The following is a 19,638-nucleotide window of genomic DNA, read 5'->3' as shown; positions in this document are numbered from 1 at the left end:
AGCCGTTCAGCGCCTTGCCCAGAACGCGGGAGAGCGACCTGGGCAAGGTACTTCATCCTACCAAAACCGCCGTTCTCGGTTATATTGTTAAAAACCAGAGAGGGCGTCTATGAAATTTCCCGGTGTACCTGTGAATGAAAGAGAGCGCTTAAAATCGCTCTATATGATGGATCTGCTTGATAAAAATGATGATGAGCGGCTGCTGCGCCTGACGCGGTTGGCAAAGGCGACCTTCAATGTACCTATTGCGTTAATCACCCTGCTGGACCGGGATCGGCAGTGGATGATCTCCTGTGATGGCTCGAATATGCGGCAATCGTCGCGCAACGTCTCCTTCTGTGCCCATGCGATCCTGCTGCAAGGCATTATGATCGTTAAAGATACGCTGAAGGACGATCGCTTCGAAAATAACCCTCTGGTACTCGACGAGCCCTTTGTACGCTTCTACGCAGGCTGCCCGGTGCGTCTGCCCGATGGTTCAATTGCAGGAACCATCTGCCTGATTGACAATAAGCCACGGGATTTCACCTCCGAAGAGATTAATCTGCTGCTCGATCTGGGCGCGATTGTCGAAGATGAGTTCGTTATTATCAATATGGCGATGACCGATAAACTTACTGAGTTGCCCAATCGACGTGGTTTTTTCCAGATAGGTGATAAACGCTTTGGCGAAATGACCCGGTACAATACACCCTTTAGCCTGCTCTATTTCGTGGTCGAGGATCTGCAATCGCTTAACGATATTTGGGGCCATGCTGAAGGTGATAATGCCCTGCGTGCTTTTGCTAAATGCCTTAATAGCTGCATGAAAAGCGGGGACGTCTGCGGACGTGTTGAGAGCAGCGGTTTTGCCGTGCTGCTGGCAAATAATGGCCAGCATGACGCCGATGCTTTCTTATTTAATCTGCAAAGCAAAATAGATGACTGGTATCTTAATGTGGGGAAAAAATATCCGCTTAATTATGCCTACGGAATGCTTAACAGCAGTGCGGATAAATATGCCGATCTCGTCGAGATGCTAAAAGATGCCGATACGGTGATGTATTCTGAGAAGCGTAAGGGACGTTGATTAAGATGCGTGTAGGGGGCAAGAGAAAGCCCCCGCAGGGGCTACGCTTTATGCTATTAATGAGGGACTTCAGAGACCTTCTGAACTTCGGACTGGTTTATCTGTTGCTTCACCCCGTTAGCATCCTTATAGCCTAACAGGCCTGCATCGGTCTGCTCAGGTTTGCCATCGGTGATAATAGTACGACCATCGGTAGTATGAATAGCATAGCTGGTACGCGTACAACCAGACAGGGCCGCCGCGCCAAGTAATATTGCAACAGGTAAAACGATCGCTTTTTTCATTAGACTCTCCTGATTGTCGGTGAATAGTAAAGACCTCATCAACACGTGATTAAAATCGAAGCCTTAAATTAAGTGTAGAAGATTTTTTTCACTCTACAACTTTCGTATTAAAATCAGGTCACCTGCCAATAAAGGGGGGTGCCGTAGACCTCGACAAAATAATCAATTACTGCTCTGACCGTTAAAGGCGGATGGCGGGTGTTAGGGTAAATTACAGCAATATGCTGCGGCCCGGCGTTTATTGTTGGCTGGTAGTCTGACAGGAGCTGAACTAATGTTCCCTGTCGCAGACAATTACCCATCATCCAGTCCGGAAATAAGACGATCCCCATGCCGCCCAGCGCGGCGGTAAGCAGCGTCTCGGCATTATTTGAACTGAGATGGGCTGCCACCGGGTAGTGCACCCACTCACCGCCAGGCTCTTTAAATAGCCAGCGATTAGGGCCGGACGATCCGCTATAGACCAGGCAGCGATGCTGACTCAGCTCTGCGGGCGTTTGCGGCGTACCGTGTTTTTCCACGTAGTCTGGCGACGCGGCCAGGTAGTAGCGCTGGGTTCCTAAAATACGCGCGTGGAAAGAGGAGTCGGTTAATGTGCCGATGCGAAAGATCAGATCGGCAGCGTCGCGATGGGGATCGATATAGTCGTCGGTCTGGTTCAGCTCAATCTGTAGCTGCGGGTAACGCTCCACAAGGCCGCTTAGCCAGGGGGCGATATGGTGATGACCAAAAAACACCGGGGCGTTAATACGCACCAGTCCGGCGGGCACGGCGGCACGGTTTTGCAGCTCCGTCTGCGCGCTATGCATGTTTTCCAGCATGGCGCGGGCGTGCACCATAAAGAGATGCCCCGCTTCGGTGGGGATCACCGCCCGGGTATTACGGTAGAAGAGCTGCTGCCCCAGCGTATTCTCCAGCTGGATCACGGTGCGAGAGATCATCGAGGCGGAAACGCCCTCCCGGCGGGCCACCGCTGAAAAACTCTGTCTATCATAGACGGCAATAAAAAAGCGCAGCGCGCGTAAGGTAATCGAGCCTGTATCGTTCATTAATGCAAAACCTGCAAAGGTGTTTCCTGCATTATAGCGTTTTTTAATATGTCAGGTTGTTATAGGCTGCTGCGCTTCTGTTTTTATGGGATACGTAGTCATGCAATTCTTACTGATTTTACTGGTTATCGTTGGCGGCATGGGGCTGTCGGTAGAAGCCGGCATTCTCGGCCCGCTGGGGGGCGAAGTAGGGCACCTGTGGGCCACCTTCAGCATCTTTGGCGTCGGAGCCGCGCTCACCTTCCTGTTGATGCTCTTCTTCAGTCCGCGCAACAGCCCCTCCTTTTTCAGCCAGCCCGGCTGGCAGCTGCTCGGCGGCGTGCTGGGTCCGGCTTACGTAGTGATCCTGACTCTGGCCGCACCGATTGTCGGTGTAGCGATGTGTATGATCGGCATTCTCGCCGGGCAGGTGTTTAAGAGCCTGGTGATCGATCACTTTGGACTCTTTGGTACCGGGCGCAGAGAAATTGATGCGAAGCGCCTGTGGGCACTGGTATTCATCATCGCCGCGCTGGCGCTGGTGGCAAAAGGATAACGAACAATGATTCTACTGATGATTATTCTCTCCGTGGTGGGCGGTGCGCTGCTGAGTGTGCAGGCGGCGATCAACGGTCAGCTGGGCAGCAAGGTAGGCGTGTTTCGCAGTGCGTTTCTGACTTTCTCTGTCGGGGCGCTGATTACTGCGCTGCTGATCTTCTTCTTTGAGACAAAGCATGCGGTGACCCTGCTGGAGGTGCCTAAGTGGCAGCTGCTGGGGGCGCTGCTGGGCGTGCCCTATATCGTGATTATGGTGCTGGCGGTGCAGCGCATCGGCACGGCGGTGGCCACCGTCGCGGTGATCTTTGGCCAGCTGGCAATGAGCATGCTGATCGACAACTTTGGCTGGCTGCATAACGAGGCGATCCCTTTCTCCGCTACTCGCCTGGGCGCGGTGGTCTGCCTCGGTATCGCCCTCTGGTTTATCTACTCCGGCAGCAAAAGCCGTGCTGTAGAGTAGGGCGTTGCACCATCAACTTGCACTGCCCACTTTTGGGGCGCACTTTTCGCCTGCTGCGTCCGCGGCAGGCACCGTTTGCGGGCGTTAGCGCCTGGCATAGCTTTTGCAACCTCCTCTTCAGAAGGCAGCGCAACACCACATATCTGTACAAAATGGCTGGCTAGGGTTCCGGTTCATCGCTGATGAATGCTGGTCCGAGAGCTGGCGACCTCTCTGAGGTTACACGGCGGGACAAAAGCCCGGGAGACAGCAGCACCATTGGGTGTCGCGCTGCTCCCTGTTTTTGTGCCAACCCGAGGTCAGATAATGAAAAAACGTTCCTTTCTCCGCACGCTTGCTCTGTCGCTGGCCCTGCTTACCAGCGTTCCCTCCTTCGCGGCGGCTAAAAAAGAGTTCAACGTCTGCTGGACCATCTACGCGGGCTGGATGCCATGGGGCACCATCAGCAGCGAGAAGATCATCGACAAATGGGCGAGTAAGTACGGCATCAAAATCAACGTCGTTCAGCTCAATGACTATATCGAATCCATTAACCAGTACACCGCTGGCCAGTTCGACGGCTGCACCATGACCAATATGGATGCACTGACCATTCCGGCGGCGGGCGGCGTCGATACTACGGCGCTGATCCTCGGCAGCTACTCCGAAGGCAACGATGGCGTAGTGCTGAAGGGCGAAGGCAAAAAGCTCACCGACCTGAAAGGGATGAAAATCTACCTGCCGGAGCTCTCTGTCTCCCACTATCTGCTGGTGCGCGGCCTGGAGAAGGCCGGGTTGCAGGAGCGTGACGTAACGGTGGTCAACACCTCCGACGCCGACATCGTCTCCGCCTTCGCCACCGATGACGTCCAGGCGGCGGTAGCGTGGAACCCGCAGCTCTCCACCATCAAGGCGACGCCGAAAACCACCGAGGTCTTTAGCTCTACCGCCGTGCCGGGCGAGCTGATTGACATGATGGTGGTTAATACCGAAACGCTGAAGGATAACCCGGCGCTAGGCAAGGCGTTGACCGGAGCATGGTACGAAATGATGAGCCTGATGAAAGCCCAGGACGCGAAGGCGCTCAATTCAATGGCGGCAGCCTCCGGTACCGATCTGGCGGGTTATCAGGCGCAGCTGAAAACCACGCATCTCTTCTATACCCCAGCGGATAACCTCGCTTTCACCACCTCCGGCGATTTGGCGAAAACCATGCAGCGCGTAGCGCAGTTCTCCTTTGATAAGGGGTTGCTGGGTGACGGGGCGCAGAGCGCGGACTTTATCGGCATGGCCTTCCCGGGCAACGTGACCCAGGGCGACGCGGGCAACGTCAAGCTGCGCTTTGACGACAGCTTCGTGAAGCTGGCCGCCGACGGCAAACTTTAAGACTAACGGAGCCTGTGCATGCGACAAATTAACCGCCACCCACAGCCTGGTATGCGCCTTATGCTGGTGCTGCTGCCGTTTGTCCTGTTGCTGGCGGCCTACTTTCTTGGCTCTGCGGTGCGCCTTGAGGCCAATCCGCATGACAAGCTACTGCCGGGCCTCGACGGTATGCTGGCCGCCATTGACCGGATGGCCTTTACGCCGGACAGGCGCAGCGGCGATTACCTCTTCTGGCTGGATACTCTGGTGAGCCTGGCGCGCCTGCTCACCGGGCTGGTTATCGCCTCGCTGATTGGCCTGTGCATCGGCATCACCGCCGGGGTCTTTCCAATGTGGCGGGCCTCGCTGTCGCCGCTGATGACCGTGCTATCGATGATCCCACCCCTGGCAATCCTGCCGGTGCTGTTTATCGTTTTCGGCCTCGATGAGCTGTCAAAGATCATGCTGATCGTTATCGGCATCACGCCGATGCTGGCCCGGGATCTCGAACACCGGGCGCGGGAGATCCCACCGGAGATCCTGATCAAGGCCCAGACACTGGGGGCCAGCAGCTGGACCCTGGTGCTGCGCGTCGTGCTGCCCCAGCTGCTCTCGCGCTTGCTCACCTCTCTGCGGCTGCTGCTCGGATCCGCGTGGCTGTTCCTGATCTCCGCCGAGGCGATCTCCTCCACCGCCGGGCTGGGCTACCGCATCTTTCTGGTCCGCCGCTATATGGCGATGGACGTCATCATTCCGTACGTCGTCTGGATCACCCTGCTGGCCTGGCTGATGGATCTGGCGCTGCGGGCGCTGCACAGAACCTGTTTTCCCTGGGCGGAAGGAGGGAAGGCATGAGCTTTATCGATATCAACAACATCTGGCAAGAGTACGGCAACCACGTGGTGCTGGAGCGGGTCAACCTGCAAATTCAGCAGGGGGAGTTTTGCTCTATGGTCGGGGCATCTGGCTGCGGTAAGTCGACCTTCCTGCGCCTGCTGCTGGGCCAGGAGCGGCCCTCCCGGGGCAGCATTACCCTCGACGGCCAGCCGCTGGCAGCGGAGCCGGATCGCAGCCGTGGCGTGGTGTTTCAGCGCTACTCGGTGTTTCCGCATCTGAACGTGCTGGATAATGTCGCCATCGGCCTCGAACTCCCCAATAGTCCGCTGCTCGGTCGCCTGTTCGGCAGCCGTAAAAAAGCGGCCCGCGAAGAGGCGGCGCAGATGCTGGAGAAGGTCGGCCTCGGCCACGCCCTGACGAAATATCCGACCCAGCTCTCGGGCGGGATGCAGCAGCGGTTAGCTATCGCCCAGGCCTTCATCATGCAGCCACGGGTGCTGCTGCTGGATGAGCCGTTTGGTGCGCTCGATCCGGGCATCCGTAAGGATATGCACGCTCTGCTGCTCCAGCTGTGGAGCGAAACCCGGATGACCGTTTTTATGGTCACCCACGATCTCTCTGAGGGTTTTAACCTCGGCACGCGCCTGCTGGTGTTCGACAAGGTGCGCATTGACCCCCATGAGCCGAACGCTTACGGGGCGCGGATCACCTACGACATCCCGCTGAACGAGGCGCGTATGGCGGAGGTCATGACCCCGCCGCCCGCTAACGTCATTTCTTTAAGGAGCTAATTCGATGACGCACTCTCTGCATACCTCCATCGCCATTCGTGAGGAGACCGTTCCCGGCGGCGGTCACGCCTCTTTTATTCTCAAGCGTGGGCAGATCCTGCGCCTGACCGACATTGATGGCGGGGCGAACGTCAGCATGATGATGCTCAACGCTCACGAGAAGAGCGAGCGCCTGAACCTGCCGGATACCCTCAAAGGCCAGCATACCGCCAGGCTCACCGCCGGGCACTGCTTCTACTCAGATATGGGGCGCGTGCTGGCGGGCATCGTGGCGGATACCTGCGGCTGGCACGATCCCTTTGGCGGGGTGCTGAACGCCGAGGAGACCGCCGAGAAGTATGGTCAGGGCCGCTATCAGGAGCTGCGCAACGGCTTCTACCGCAACGGCATGGATAACCTGCTGGTGGAGATGGGCAAATGGGATCTCAATCTTGAGGACCTGCTGATGGTGGTGAACTTCTTCAGCAAGGTGAGCGTTGACGAGCAGGGCGCTTTCACCTTCCACAGCGGCTTCTCAACGCCGGGCAGCTATGTCGAGCTGTATGCTCCGATGGACACCCTGATCGTCCTGACCGCGCTGCCACACCCGATGGATCCGCAGCCTGAATACGCCCCGCGTCCGGTACAGCTGAGCTGGTTTGAGACCATCGACAACGAGGCCGCCGTTAACGCCCTGCTGACCCGCCCCGAAAACGGGCGCGCTTTTACTAACACCCAGCTGTTTGCCCTGTAAGGAGCCGAAAAATGTCTCTTGTTGAAAGCCAAAAACATCCGGCAGAGGCGGTGTTCCGCCATACCATTCCGGCGGGTGAGCACTACCTGTTTGAAGTGAAGAAAGGGCAGACCCTGCGCCTGCACGATCTCGAAGGCAACCAGGCCATCGATACCCTGTTCTATAACGCCGATAACCCGCGCGAGCGCTACGATCCCCAGCGCACCCTGCGCCGTCAGAACAACGCCTACCTGACCACCGGGAGCGTGCTCTGGTCGGGGCTGGGCAATCCGCTGCTGACTATCGTGGCCGACACCTGTGGCCGCCACGACACCCTCGGCGGAGCCTGCGCTCAGGAGAGCAACACCGTGCGCTACTCACTCGACAAGCGATATATGCACAGCTGCCGGGATAACTTTCTCTGCGCCTGCCTGCACGATGGTCGCCTGCACAAGCGCGATATCGGGGCGAACATCAACTTCTTTATGAACGTGCCGGTGACGCCAGAGGGCGGGCTGACCTTTGAGGACGGTATCTCCGCCGCGGGCAAGTATGTAGAGCTGCGCGCGGAGTGCAACGTCATTGTGCTGATCTCCAACTGCCCGCAGCTCAACAATCCCTGCAACGGCTGGAACCCGACCCCTGCGGAGGTGCTGGTATGGAACTGAGCCGCCTGCGCCTCGTGCTCTACCGCCTGTTTGCGGTGCGGGCCAATCGCCTGACGCTGGACAATAAGCCACAGAAATAACAGCCTTTTCCCCCTGGACGACCAGGCGGCGAGATTATTCCCGGCGGGACGACCCGCCACGGTTCGGGTCTGGATCATGTTTACAAAATTACTTATTGCTAACCGGGGTGCTATCGCCTGCCGTATTCTGCGCACCCTGCGGGAGATGAACGTGAAAGGGGTGGCGGTCTGGTCGGAATCCGACGCCAGCAGCCTGCATATTCGCCAGGCCGACGAGGCGATTAGCCTGGGCGAAGGCCCGGCAGCGCAAACCTATTTACAGGTGGATAAGATCCTCGCCGCCGCCCGGGAGAGCGGGGCGCAGGCCATCCACCCCGGTTACGGCTTCCTATCGGAAAACGCCGCCTTTGCCGAAGCATGTGAAGCCGCCGGGATCGCCTTCGTTGGCCCCACCCCTGAGCAGCTGCGCATTTTTGGCCTGAAACACACCGCTCGCGCGCTGGCGAAAAGCCACGGCGTGCCGCTGCTGGAGGGTACAGAGCTGCTGGCTGACGTCGCCGAAGCGCTGGCCGCAGCAGATAGCGTCGGCTATCCGGTAATGCTCAAGAGCACGGCGGGGGGCGGCGGGATCGGGATGCGCGTCTGCTACAGCCCGGCGGAGCTGGCAGAGGCCTTCGACGCGGTACAGCGGCTGGGGAAAAATAACTTCAGCGATGCGGGCGTCTTTATTGAGAAGTACATCGAGCGCGCCCGCCATCTGGAGGTGCAGATCTTTGGCGACGGCGAGGGAGAGGTGATCGCTCTCGGCGTGCGCGACTGCTCGGTGCAGCGGCGTAACCAGAAGGTGCTGGAGGAGACCCCCGCCACGGCGCTGCCTGCGGGGATGGCCGAGGCGCTCTGTCTGGCGGCTATCGAACTGGGCAAGGCGGTGAACTACCGCAGCGCCGGGACGGTAGAGTTTGTCTACGACAGCAGCGCGCAGCAGTTCTACTTCCTGGAGGTCAACACCCGATTACAGGTCGAGCATGGCGTGACCGAGCAGGTGTGGGGCGTGGATCTGGTCCAGATGATGATCGCTCTGGCCGCAGGCGATCTCCCCCCGCTGGCGAAGATCGCCGCAGGGTTAAGCCCGTGCGGCCATGCGATCCAGGCGCGTGTCTACGCCGAGGATCCGGGCCGTCAGTTCCAGCCCTCGCCGGGCCTGCTGACTAACGTTAGCTTCCCGGAGCAGGATCGTACCACGCTGCGGATCGACACGTGGGTAGAATCTGGCTGCGAGATACCGCCATTCTTCGATCCCCTGCTGGCCAAGATCATTACCTACGCTGACACCCGCGACGAGGCGATCGATCGGCTGGACCGCGCGCTGGACGAAACCCGCCTTTATGGCGTAGAGACCAACCGCCAGTACCTGCGGCAGATTTTACGTGATGCCCCCTTTGCCAGCGGCCAGCCGTGGACCCGCTGTCTGGAAAACCTGAGCTACCAGGCGACAACGCTGGAGGTGGTTAGTGCCGGGACGCAGACCACGGTGCAGGACTATCCGGGACGGCAGGGCTACTGGGCGGTAGGCGTGCCGCCATCAGGACCGATGGACGATCGCGCCCTGCGCCTTGGCAATCGCCTGCTGGGCAACGCCGACGACGCGGCGGGGCTAGAGATCACCGTCAGCGGCCCAACGCTGAAGTTCAACACCGATGCGGTGGCGGTGGTCACCGGCGCAGCGATAAGCGTCGAGCTGAATGGCCAGCCGCAGGCAATGAACTGTACTTTCCATATTTGCGCTGGTATGACCCTGAAGCTAGGGGATACGCTGGAAGCAGGCGTGCGCAGCTACCTCTGCCTGCGCGGTGGCCTCGACGTGCCGGACTATTTAGGCAGCAAGAGCACCTTTACCCTCGGCCAGTTTGGCGGCCACGCCGGGCGCGCCCTGCGTACCGGGGACGTGCTGCACCTTACGCCGTTAACCGATTCCAGCTGCGGCGCGGCTCTGCCTGCGGCGCTGCATACGTCTCTCGGGACGGTGCGCGAGCTGCGGGTGATCTACGGCCCGCATGGCGCGCCGGAGTACTTTACGCCCGAGTGGATCCCGACCTTTTTTGCTACCGAGTGGGAGGTGCACTTTAACTCCAGCCGCACCGGCGTGCGCCTGATTGGCCCGAAACCGGAGTGGGCGCGGGACAGCGGCGGCGAGGCGGGGCTGCATCCCTCGAATATTCATGACAATCCCTACGCCATCGGCGCGGTGGACTTTACCGGCGACATGCCGGTGATCCTCGGCCCCGACGGCCCGAGCCTCGGCGGCTTTGTCTGCCCGGTGACGGTAATCGAGGCGGATCTCTGGCAGCTTGGCCAGCTAAACGCCGGGGATCGGGTACGCTTTGTGTCGGTGGACATCGACACTGCCCGCCTGCTGGCGCAGGGGCGTAGCCAGGAGCTGGCGAGCCTGCAACCGGTGGCGATCAACTGGCATACGCAGCCGCTCACCACTCCGGTGGTGATGGAGACCGGGACGGCGGATAAACGGCTGGTGGCGCGTCTCTCTGGCGATACCCATCTGCTGCTGGAGATTGGCGACGCCGAGCTGGATCTGGTTCTGCGTTTTCGCGGTCACGCCCTGATGCAGGCCCTGGAGGCGCTGGCCCTTGACGGGGTGATTGACCTGACGCCAGGCATTCGCTCACTACAGGTGCACTACCAGCCGGAGGCGCTGAGCCTGACGCGCCTGCTCGGGATCGTGCGCGGCGTGTGGCAATCGGTATGCCAGCAGGAGGATCTGCAGGTGCCGTCACGCGTGGTCTGGCTGCCGCTGTCGTGGGACGATCCGGCGTGCCAGAAGGCCATCGATAAGTACATGACTACCGTGCGCCGGGATGCTCCCTGGTGTCCGAGCAATCTGGAGTTTATCCGCCGTATCAACGATCTTGGTAACATTGACGAGGTCTACCGCACGGTGTTTGACGCCAGCTATCTGGTGATGGGCCTGGGGGATGTCTATCTCGGTGCGCCGGTGGCGACGCCGCTCGATCCGCGCCACCGGCTGGTGACCACCAAATATAACCCGGCGCGCACCTGGACGGCGGAGAACTCGGTGGGCATTGGCGGAGCGTACCTCTGCGTCTACGGCATGGAGGGGCCGGGAGGCTACCAGTTCGTTGGACGTACGTTACAGATGTGGAATCGCTATCATGCGGTCGAGGATTTCGGCGGCAAGCCGTGGCTGCTGCGCTTCTTTGATCAGATCCGTTTCTACCCGGTCTCCGCCGAGGAGCTGCTGACAATTCGCCGCGACTTCCCTCTCGGGCGCTATCCGCTGCGCATTGAGCAGAGCACGCTGCGGCTGGCGGAGTACCAGCAGTTTCTGGCCGAGGAGGCGACCAGCATTGAGGCTTTCCGTCGCCATCAGCAGGCGGCGTTTAATGCAGAGAGAGAGCGCTGGGTGGCCTCCGGCCAGGCGCACTTTGACAGTAACGACGCCATGCCGGACGTAGGGGACGATGTCCCGCTGCAGGCTGGTCAGCGTGGAATCGATAGCCCTATCGCCGGTAACCTCTGGCAGGTGTTGGTTAAGCCCGGCGACAGGGTAAAAGAGGGGGATGTGATGGTGATCCTCGAGTCGATGAAGATGGAGATCCCGCTGCGGGCTACCTGCGATGGCGTAGTAGATCAGGTTCGTGTGCAGCCGGGTTCATCGGTGCGGGCCGGGCAGTGCGTGGCGGTGGTTAACGCCGAACGCGCCGTCGCTTAGCGAACACGCACGCCCTTCGGCGGGCTGGCCTTTAGCGGGGCGTTGACCGGCATCTCGTCGGCCCATTGGGTGGCTGAGGACATCATCTCAGCCACCATCCCGCGGGTCAGTCCCAGCCGATAGGCCTGCTGGCTGGCCTCTTCCCACTTTCGCTGCTCATACAGCTCGACCAGGCAAACAAACTGGTGCAGCAGACCCCGGTGCTGTTGCAGGGCCATGCGGACGTCCTGGGAGATCACCACTTGGCCAATCAGCTCCTCAAGCGGGACCTCAAACACGGCATCCAGCAGTGAGAACAACCCCACCATAAACGCATCGTTGGCCGAGACTCTGCCACGCAGGCGGGCCGCTGCCAGTTCGCAAAACTTGGCACGGATCAGGCTTTGATAGTAGGTTTCATTGGTTTTAACGTTATTAATCGAGCTTAAGCAGGTCACCAGCACAAAGCGCCGCAGCTCTTTGGCTCCCAGGTAAACCACAATATCTTTTAGTGAGTGGCTGCGCGTTCCCTTAATTCCCCGGGTGTTATAGAGAATATTCTGCGCATAACGCATCACCTTATAAGAGAGGGCGACGTCGTGCTTGAGCAGATCTTCAATGCGTTGCAAGTTGGGCGCATCGGAATTGACCTCCTGAATCAGGTTCAGGGAGACAATGTGGTTCTGCACCAGCTTATTACTTTTATAGACTATTGGCTTACTGAAGAAATAACCCTGAAAAAGGGTAAAGCCAGCGTTTTTAAACAGTTCGTATTCGTCGAAGGTTTCAATCTTTTCCGCCAGCAGCAGGGTATTTTTCAGCAGCTCCTCGCGACACAGCAGGTAGTCCTGAATTTCCGGCCAGCTATTTTCCCGAATATCGAATTTGATAATGCTGATGAAGGGAATAAAGATATCCCAGTCGCTGCTGAGGGAAAAATCATCCAGCGCAATGCGAAACCCCTGCTGGTGCAGCCGCTTGATGGCGACCAGCAGTGCCCCGGTCGGCTCGGCGGTTTCAAGGATCTCAATGACCACTCGATCTTTAGGCAGCGTTTCCGCCAGCCCCTGGAGCAGCAGTTCATAGGGAAAGTTAACAAATACCGTACCCGACTCTTTTTGGCTGCCGCTGGGGGCACCAAAAAACTGCTCTTCAATAAGCTGGGCGGTGGCATGTTCAGGTGAAACGTTGGGGAAACGGTTAGCCATACTGTCCCGGAACAGGAGCTCATAGCCAAACGTCTGCAAATTTTCATCAAAAATCGCCTGTCTGGCGACAAAAGAAAACATTCTCTATCCTCACCCCAGCGCTTTTGCTCATTACTATGCCGCGTAATGCGCGGGCTGACTAATACTTTTCTCAAATTATCCTTTATTTGTAAAGTTTCGTCACAAAAAAAGGGGATCTGTTTATCTTTTAAAAACAGGCGGTTGATAGGAGAGGGTGTTTTGAGCAAGTAAAGAAGAGAGAGGGAGTAGAGCGCGCCGCTCAGGCCAGAGACCCGAACGGCGCGGAAACTGCGGTTACGCGGTCTGCCAGGAAGATTTTACTTCTTCCGAGTTCTTGTTGAGAACCACGTTGTTACCGTCAACTTTTTCAACCCAGCTTAGAGGGATATAGTGGTGCACACCGCCGGAAGCCGAATCACTTTTTGCCAGTTTGATTTTGTCTTCGCCTTCGAGGTGGTCAACGGTGCCAACGTGGGTACCACAGCTGGCAATAACCTGAGCGTGTTCACGGATTTCACTTTTATTAACCATACATCCTCCTTTGTTGTGATGAAGTTTGAGTATAGTCGACGTTTTTAACTCTGCAGGGCAGAACAATCTGAACTCTTTGAGCGGCTATTAAAGAAGATGTAATATGAATACTCTTTTCCCATCCAGGAGCGTCTCCTATGGCTGGCCCCCGCATCGCCCGTGAAAAACTCACTATCCGCAGAATGATTGCCCTCTATCAGCGCGGCGCACCCACGGCATCTACGGAAGAGGGGCACTACGCGGCGCTCTTTGCCTATGCAGAAAAACGGCTGGATAAGTGCGTATTTGGCGAGGAAAAACCGGCCTGCAAGCAGTGCCCAGTGCACTGCTACCAGCCGGCGAAGCGGGAAGAGATGAAGCAGATTATGCGTTGGGCCGGACCGCGTATGCTGTGGCACCACCCGATCCTCACCGTGCGCCATCTGATTGACGATAAGCGCCCGGTGCCGCCGTTACCGGAGAAGTATCAGCGTAAGAAATAATATTCCTCGTGCACGCGCCTGTAGGCCCGGCAAGCGCCGCGCCGCCGGGCGTTATGTCGGCATCGTTACGCCGGGTGGCGGCTTCGCCTTACCCGGTCTACATGGGCGTATACCCGCACAACTATCCGAGCATTGTCTTATCAATCCCCAATCTTTTCATCCGTGAGAGCAACGTGGTGCGCTTCAGGCCCAGGCGCTGGGCGGCCCCTTTCGGCCCGGCGATAACGCCGTTGGTCTCCCGCAGCACCCGCAGGATCAGCTGAGACTCCTCCTCACCGTCAGCGGCCATCGCCACCGGCGTAGTGGGAGCAACGGCAATCTCCGGCAGCGAGAGCTGTAATACGCTGCCACGTGTCAGCAGCACTGCCCGCTCTATCACGTTCTCCAGCTCGCGCACGTTGCCAGGCCACTCCATGCTGGAGAGAGTGCGCAGCGTCTCGGCGGGAATGCTGTCGATATTGCGTCCCAGCCGCCGGGCAATTTTAAAGGTGAAGGCTTTCACCAGCAGCGGAATGTCTTCCGGGCGCTCGCGCAGGGGCGGGATGTGGATCGGGAAGACGTTGAGCCGGTAGTAGAGATCGCTGCGGAACTCGCGATCCTGCACCATCTGTTTGAGATCCCGGTTGGTCGCGGCGATCAGCCTGACGTCGGTCTGGATCAGCTTGTTGCTGCCGAGGCGCTCGAACTCCTGCTCCTGCAATACGCGCAGCAGCTTGGGTTGCAGCTCCAGCGGCATGTCGCCTACCTCGTCCAGAAAGAGCGAGCTTTTATCTGCCAGCTCAAAGCGCCCGATGCGCTGGGCGCTGGCGCCGGTAAAGGCCCCGCGCTCGTGACCAAAAAGGTCGCTCTCCAGCAGGCCCGCAGGCATCGCCGCGCAGTTCATCTTCACCATTCGCCGCGCGTTGCGCCCGCTCAGGTTGTGGATCGCTCGGGCAATCAGCTCTTTGCCGGTGCCGGTCTCGCCGAGGATCAGCACCGTGCTGTTGCTCTGGGCGACCATCTCCACCTGCTTGAGGACGCTGAACATCGCCTCGCTGCGGCCGATGATCTCGCCGAACTCGCTCTCGACGTTGTTAAGCTGTTCGGTCAGGGCGAGGTTCTCATCCACCAGCCGCTCCTTCAGACGCTGGATCTCCTGATAGGCGAGGGCATTATCGACGGCAATCGCCACCCGCTCGGCAATCTGGCGCAGCAGCTGCAGGTTCGCGGTCGTAAAGACCTTCTCTTCACACTGGGCCAGTTTCAAAACGCCCAGAAGATTGTCGCCGGACATCAGCGGCAGCAGGCACAGGGTCTGGATCTGGTTGCCCCAGGTCTCAAACAGCCTCCGCTCATACGGAGCCAGTCGGTCGCGCTCGTGCAGGTTGAGCAGCAGCATCTCTTTGCTCTTAAATACCCGCTCGGAGAGGGTGCCTGCCTCGTCGACCTCGCTCTGCTCATGGAGAGGCGCACGCTCGTTAAGGTAGTGCGTCGAGTAGATGTTCAGCTTGCCGTTGCGGCTGCTGCGTAGCACGATGCTGATGGCGTCGATATCAAAATAGCGGTGGATCTCTTTGGCAATCTCGCCCACCAGCTCGTCCATATCGAGGCGGGAGAGCACCGCATTGGTGATGGCGACCAGAATGCGAAAGTTGTCGCGCTCGCGGCAGAGCAGATCGTAGTCCGGGCCGCTGTCGCTCCGACTCTGGATCTGCTCTACCACTACGCTGACGATCTGAGTGAAGGTGTGCAGGCGCTCCATCTCCTGCGCGCTCCAGGGTCTGTCGTCGTGACGAATGAACTCGCAGCCGCCGAAGATTTGCCCCTCTGCCGCCAGCGGCAGCAGCCCGTAGTGGCCAAAGGCGGGATAAAGATCGCTTTCCGCCAGCTGCGGCCAGGCCTCGCTAAAGGCCTGATAGCTACAGTGCAGGGCCTGTGGGCGAGAGAGAATACGCCGCACCGGGCCATGGGCCAGGGTGGTTTCATCCTCATACTCGACGGGCTTGCCATCCGGGCCGGAGGCGTAGTAGCAGGCCCGGCGATCCCCGGCCCGCCAGAGAACAATTCCAGCGCGATCCGCCAGCGCCGACTCCCTGACCAGCCCGCTCAGAGCTTGTGCCAGTGCGGTGAGATCCGGCTGCTGTAATAGAGTGCGGGTGACGTCGAACAGCCCCTGCTGTCCGAGATCGCCCATCGGTGTATTCGACATTGTGCTAATCCAGAAAGGCACCGAAAAAGGTGCCAAAAGTTTTTATTTTGCTATAAAAATAGGTTAACAGATCCGCGGCAGGGGTTCGGCATGGGGCAGATCCAGAGTGCGCTTCACGCCGTAGAGGCCGCTTAGGCGCACCCCTTTTCGAGCCACGACCTCACCGATAATCGCCGCATCGCACCCCAGCGAATGACTATGCAGCCGTTCAACGACGGCCTCGGCGGCCTGACGCTCGGCGACAATCACCAGTTTGCCCTCGTTGGCAAAGTTGAGGGCGTCGAGGCCCAGTAGCTCGCATACGCCGCGCACGGCGGGCTTCACTGGCAGGCTGGCTTCGTTAAGCTCAATGCCGCAGCCGCTGCTGGCGGCAAACTCATGCACCACCGCGTTGACGCCGCCGCGCGTGGCATCACGCAGAGCTTTAATCCCTTCAATGTTGCGCAGGGACTGGATCAGCGGCGTGAGCACCGCACAGTCGCTCACCAGCTCACCGTCCAGCCCAAGCTGCTCGCGCAGGTTGAGGATGGTCGCGCCGTGGCAGCCCAGCGTCCCGCTCACCAGCACCACGTCCCCCGGCTGCAGCCCCTGCGCGCGCCAGTTCAGACCGGTGGGGATCGCGCCGATGCCCGCGGTGTTAATAAATAGCTTATCCGCCGCCCCGCGCTGCACCACCTTGGTGTCGCCGGTGACGATGGCGATATCTGCCGCCTTCGCCGTGGCCGCCATGCTGTTGACCACCGCCTGCAGGGTGGTCATCGGCAGCCCCTCCTCAAGGATAAAGCCGCAGGAGAGGTAGCGTGGGATCGCGCCGCTGACCGCAATATCGTTAGCGGTGCCGCACACCGCCAGCTTGCCGATATCGCCTCCTGGAAAGAAGAGGGGGTCGATCACGTAGCTGTCGGTAGAGAAGGCCAGCCGATCCCCGCCCGCCGCCAGCTCGGTCAGATCGAGACGAGCCTGATCCTCCTGCTCCGCCAGCCACGGGTTATCAAAGGCCTGCATGAACAGGGCGTTAATCAGCTGCTGCATCGCCTGGCCGCCGCTGCCGTGGGCCATTTGCACCGTACTCATACTTCACACTCCTGGGCGCGATAGTGATACCAGGCGGCGCAGGCTCCTTCTGAAGAGACCATCAGCGCGCCGAAGGCGGTTTGTGGGTTGCAGGTTTGACCAAACAACGGGCACTGGTGTGGCTTACAGCGGCCCGTCAGCACCTCGCCGCAGCGGGCGCGCGGATCGTCGTAGGTCTGCTGCGGACGGAGCTGAAAATGCGCTTCTGCATCGAAGCGCCGGAACGCGTCGCTGAGCCGCACTCCCGAATGGGCAATTACGCCCAGCCCGCGCCACTCGCTTTCGCCCTCAACGGTGAACACCCTGGCGATAGCCTGCTGCGCCAGCGGATTGCCGTTATCGGGCACCACCCGCCGGTATTGGTTCTCTACCCGGCTACAGGCTGCTATTTTCTGCTCAACCAGCATCATCACGCCTTGCAGTAGATCAAGTGGTTCGAATCCAGCCACGACTAATGGGCGCTGAAACTCATCGGCGATAAAGCCGTAGGCCGCCGTGCCGGTCACCATGCTGACGTGGCCGGGGGCCAGAAAAGCGTCGATGCTGTTATCCGGCTGCTCCAGCAAGCTGCGCAGCGTGGGGCCGAGGGTAATATGCTGGCAAAAGAAGAAGAAGTTGGTAAGGTTGCGGGCGCGGGCCTGCTCCAGGGTTACGGCGGTGGCGGGCATGGTGGTCTCAAATCCCAGCCCAAAAAAGACCACCTTGCGGTCGGGATGGGCCTCGGCAAGCTTCAGCGCATCCATCGGCGAGTAGACCATGCGCACGTCGGCCCCGCGTGATTTTGCCGCCAGCAGCGAGCCGTTTTTTCCCGGGACGCGGATAGCGTCGCCAAAGGTGCAGAAGATCACCTCCGGACGGCTGGCAATCTCGACGCAGGCGTCGATGCGCCCCATCGGCAAGACGCAGACCGGACAGCCGGGACCGTGGATAAACTCGATGTTTTCCGGCAGCAGCTGGTCGAGGCCGAACTTAAAGATGGCGTGCGTATGGCCTCCGCACACCTCCATAATCCGCAGCGGGCGCGCCGGGGTATAGTCGAGGTGGCGGGCGCGGTCGCGTAAGCGCGCAAGCAGCTGCATTACCGCCTCCGGGGCGCGGTACTCATCAACGAAGCGCATCAGGACGCTCCCCATACAGCAGCGCGCCGACGTCCGGCTCAACCTCAAACATGTTTTGCAGCGCCGCCAGAGTATCGCGGGCCTCGGCTTCGTCGATCACGCTCATGGCGAAGCCGACGTGAACCAGCACCCACTGGCCGAGGCGGGAGCAACCGGACTCATCCTCACTGCCCACCAGGGTTAAATCAACGTCGCGCTGGATGCCGCATACCTCTACCTTCGCCTGTAGCCCGTCGATGGCGCCGATCTGTCCCGGGACGCCTATGCACATGGCTGCGCCTCCAGCCAGGCCAGCCACTGGTCCATGCCTTCCCCGCTGGTGGCGGAGAGCTGGATAATCTCAATGTCCGGGTTCACCGCCCGGGCGCTGGCGAGGCATTTTTCCACGTCAAAATGGAGATAAGGCAGCAGATCGATTTTGTTGAGCAGCATCAGCGAGGCAGCGGCAAACATATGCGGGTACTTGAGAGGCTTGTCTTCCCCTTCGGTGACCGACAGCACCGCCACCTTATGACGTTCGCCGAGATCGAAGCTGGCCGGGCAAACCAGGTTACCGACGTTCTCGATAAACAGGATCCCGCCGTTGGCCAGCGGCAGGCGCGGGGCGGCGTCGGCGATCATCTGCGCATCCAGATGGCAGCCCTTACCGGTATTGACCTGAATAGCCGGGGTGCCGGTGGCACGAATGCGCGCCGCGTCGTTGACGGTCTGCTGATCGCCCTCAATCACTGCGCAGTCTGCTTTGTCCTTCAGGCGCAGCAGGGTCTCACTCAGCAGGGTCGTTTTGCCCGCGCCAGGGCTGGAGACCAGATTGAGCACCAGCTGCTGCTTCGCGGCAAAGCGGGCGCGGTTGCGGGCCGCGAGATGGTTGTTTTTGGCTAAGACGTCGATCTCGATCTCCAGCATCCGCCGCTGGCTCATGCCTGGCGCATGAGTTCCGGCCACGCCGTGACCGTAGTGGAGATCGCCCTCTGGCGTGCGGGCGGGGGTAAAGGAGGAGGTCTTCACCCCGGTAATGGTCTGGCCGCTGCGCAGGGCAGGGGCAAAGGGGGCGCTGCGAAATGGTGAGTGGGGACGGTGTTCGTCGCCCTCTATATAGAGATTGCCATCGCCGCAGCCGCAGGTACTACACATAGTCTACTCCTGTTCAATTTCGAGTCGCTGGATCTGCAGGCCGTCATCGGCCACGATCTGCAACATATCGCTCTGGCACTGGGGACAGCGCCGCACCCGCTGGCTCAGCAGGGTCACGTACTGCTGGCAGGTTTCGCACCAGCACTCCGCCTGCTGCTCGTCGAGATGCAGCGTGCAGCCTTCCGCCAGCGTGCCCCGGCATACCAGCTCAAAGCAGAAGGTGAGGGCGCTACTCTCCACGCAGGAGAACGCCCCTATCTTCAGCCATACGCCGGTCACCCGCCGAGCGCCATGCGCCGTCGCCTGCTGTTCAATAAGCTCCAGCGCCCGCTGGCAGAGGGTAATTTCGTGCATAGGGCCTCCCGTTATTCACTGCGCCGATAA

20 protein-coding genes and 1 riboswitch are annotated in these 19,638 nt (G+C 59.6%); of the genes, 10 read left to right on the top strand and 10 right to left on the bottom strand.

Going from position 1 to position 19,638, the window contains the following annotated elements; genetic code table 11:
• The first annotated feature begins 109 nt into the window (after nt 1-109).
• Nucleotides 110-1,069 (top strand): sensor domain-containing diguanylate cyclase, encoded by a 960-nt coding sequence (locus RTM13_RS17405; protein ID WP_312213661.1) that lies wholly within the window; start codon nt 110-112, stop codon nt 1,067-1,069.
• Nucleotides 1,070-1,125: 56 nt separating this feature from the next.
• On the opposite strand, the gene RTM13_RS17400 is transcribed toward RTM13_RS17405, so the two are convergent.
• Nucleotides 1,126-1,353 carry a YgdI/YgdR family lipoprotein gene (locus RTM13_RS17400; protein ID WP_222888661.1) on the bottom strand — a complete coding sequence of 76 codons (228 nt, stop codon included), beginning with the start codon at nt 1,351-1,353 and terminating at the stop codon, nt 1,126-1,128.
• A 113-nt stretch (nt 1,354-1,466) separates the two neighbouring features.
• Nucleotides 1,467-2,402: a LysR family transcriptional regulator gene (locus tag RTM13_RS17395; protein ID WP_312213659.1), complete on the bottom strand. Its 936-nt coding sequence runs from the start codon at nt 2,400-2,402 to the stop codon at nt 1,467-1,469.
• Between the two features lie 100 nt (nt 2,403-2,502).
• Here RTM13_RS17395 and RTM13_RS17390 point away from each other — a divergent pair, with 100 nt between their 5' ends.
• The 8 genes from RTM13_RS17390 to uca all read left to right on the top strand — a co-directional run bounded on the left by RTM13_RS17390 (nt 2,503) and on the right by uca (nt 11,519).
• Nucleotides 2,503-2,937, top strand: coding sequence for a DMT family transporter (locus tag RTM13_RS17390; RefSeq protein ID WP_312213658.1), 435 nt, complete (start codon nt 2,503-2,505; stop codon nt 2,935-2,937).
• Between the two features lie 6 nt (nt 2,938-2,943).
• Nucleotides 2,944-3,399, top strand: a complete 456-nt coding sequence (locus RTM13_RS17385) for a DMT family transporter (protein WP_154058403.1) — start codon at nt 2,944-2,946, stop codon at nt 3,397-3,399.
• A gap of 149 nt (nt 3,400-3,548) precedes the next feature.
• Nucleotides 3,549-3,647: riboswitch (guanidine-I (ykkC/yxkD leader) on the top strand.
• A 58-nt stretch (nt 3,648-3,705) separates the two neighbouring features.
• Complete coding sequence (locus tag RTM13_RS17380; RefSeq protein ID WP_312213656.1) at nt 3,706-4,764, top strand: putative urea ABC transporter substrate-binding protein; 1,059 nt, start codon at nt 3,706-3,708, stop codon at nt 4,762-4,764.
• Between the two features lie 18 nt (nt 4,765-4,782).
• The gene (locus RTM13_RS17375) at nt 4,783-5,598 is read left to right on the top strand and encodes an ABC transporter permease subunit (protein WP_312213654.1); all 816 of its coding nucleotides are present in this window, start codon (nt 4,783-4,785) and stop codon (nt 5,596-5,598) included.
• A complete protein-coding gene (locus RTM13_RS17370) occupies nt 5,595-6,371 on the top strand; it encodes an ABC transporter ATP-binding protein (protein WP_312213652.1) in 777 nt (258 codons plus the stop codon). The genes RTM13_RS17375 and RTM13_RS17370 overlap by 4 nt, the downstream gene beginning before the upstream one ends.
• 4 nt (nt 6,372-6,375) lie before the next feature.
• A complete protein-coding gene (locus RTM13_RS17365) occupies nt 6,376-7,104 on the top strand; it encodes an urea amidolyase associated protein UAAP1 (protein ID WP_312213650.1) in 729 nt (242 codons plus the stop codon).
• A gap of 11 nt (nt 7,105-7,115) precedes the next feature.
• The gene (locus RTM13_RS17360) at nt 7,116-7,751 is read left to right on the top strand and encodes an urea amidolyase associated protein UAAP2 (protein WP_042387709.1); all 636 of its coding nucleotides are present in this window, start codon (nt 7,116-7,118) and stop codon (nt 7,749-7,751) included.
• 156 nt (nt 7,752-7,907) lie between these two features.
• Nucleotides 7,908-11,519: an urea carboxylase gene (uca, locus tag RTM13_RS17355; protein ID WP_312213648.1), complete on the top strand. Its 3,612-nt coding sequence runs from the start codon at nt 7,908-7,910 to the stop codon at nt 11,517-11,519.
• On the opposite strand, the gene RTM13_RS17350 is transcribed toward uca, so the two are convergent.
• Both RTM13_RS17350 and RTM13_RS17345 read right to left on the bottom strand, forming a co-directional pair.
• Nucleotides 11,516-12,787 carry an HDOD domain-containing protein gene (locus tag RTM13_RS17350; protein ID WP_312213647.1) on the bottom strand — a complete coding sequence of 424 codons (1,272 nt, stop codon included), beginning with the start codon at nt 12,785-12,787 and terminating at the stop codon, nt 11,516-11,518. The genes uca and RTM13_RS17350 overlap by 4 nt on opposite strands.
• A 234-nt stretch (nt 12,788-13,021) precedes the next feature.
• Nucleotides 13,022-13,258 (bottom strand): DUF2171 domain-containing protein, encoded by a 237-nt coding sequence (locus RTM13_RS17345; protein ID WP_042387703.1) that lies wholly within the window; start codon nt 13,256-13,258, stop codon nt 13,022-13,024.
• A 137-nt stretch (nt 13,259-13,395) separates the two neighbouring features.
• Between RTM13_RS17345 and RTM13_RS17340 the strand changes: the two genes are divergently transcribed.
• Complete coding sequence (locus tag RTM13_RS17340) at nt 13,396-13,740, top strand: nitrous oxide-stimulated promoter family protein (RefSeq protein ID WP_312213646.1); 345 nt, start codon at nt 13,396-13,398, stop codon at nt 13,738-13,740.
• Nucleotides 13,741-13,861: 121 nt separating this feature from the next.
• On the opposite strand, the gene flhA is transcribed toward RTM13_RS17340, so the two are convergent.
• From flhA to hypA, 6 genes are all read right to left on the bottom strand, one after another.
• Nucleotides 13,862-15,928 carry a formate hydrogenlyase transcriptional activator FlhA gene (flhA, locus tag RTM13_RS17335; RefSeq protein WP_312213645.1) on the bottom strand — a complete coding sequence of 689 codons (2,067 nt, stop codon included), beginning with the start codon at nt 15,926-15,928 and terminating at the stop codon, nt 13,862-13,864.
• 63 nt (nt 15,929-15,991) lie between these two features.
• Nucleotides 15,992-17,002 (bottom strand): hydrogenase expression/formation protein HypE, encoded by a 1,011-nt coding sequence (gene hypE / locus RTM13_RS17330; RefSeq protein ID WP_312213643.1) that lies wholly within the window; start codon nt 17,000-17,002, stop codon nt 15,992-15,994.
• Nucleotides 16,999-18,120 (bottom strand): hydrogenase formation protein HypD, encoded by a 1,122-nt coding sequence (gene hypD, locus RTM13_RS17325; protein ID WP_312213641.1) that lies wholly within the window; start codon nt 18,118-18,120, stop codon nt 16,999-17,001. Before hypD ends, hypE begins: the two co-directional genes overlap by 4 nt.
• Complete coding sequence (locus tag RTM13_RS17320; RefSeq protein WP_312213639.1) at nt 18,107-18,391, bottom strand: HypC/HybG/HupF family hydrogenase formation chaperone; 285 nt, start codon at nt 18,389-18,391, stop codon at nt 18,107-18,109. Before RTM13_RS17320 ends, hypD begins: the two co-directional genes overlap by 14 nt.
• Nucleotides 18,382-19,254 (bottom strand): hydrogenase nickel incorporation protein HypB, encoded by an 873-nt coding sequence (gene hypB / locus RTM13_RS17315; RefSeq protein WP_312213637.1) that lies wholly within the window; start codon nt 19,252-19,254, stop codon nt 18,382-18,384. The genes RTM13_RS17320 and hypB overlap by 10 nt, the downstream gene beginning before the upstream one ends.
• Before the next feature lie 3 nt (nt 19,255-19,257).
• A complete protein-coding gene (gene hypA, locus RTM13_RS17310; protein ID WP_312213635.1) occupies nt 19,258-19,608 on the bottom strand; it encodes a hydrogenase maturation nickel metallochaperone HypA in 351 nt (116 codons plus the stop codon).
• Nucleotides 19,609-19,638: the final 30 nt, after the last annotated feature.

It is taken from the genome of Pseudescherichia sp. (assembly GCF_031979925.1).
Lineage (GTDB): Bacteria > Pseudomonadota > Gammaproteobacteria > Enterobacterales > Enterobacteriaceae > Pseudescherichia.
The sequence above is the reverse complement of the archived record's forward strand: the minus strand, read 5'-3'. Positions and strand labels throughout refer to the sequence as shown.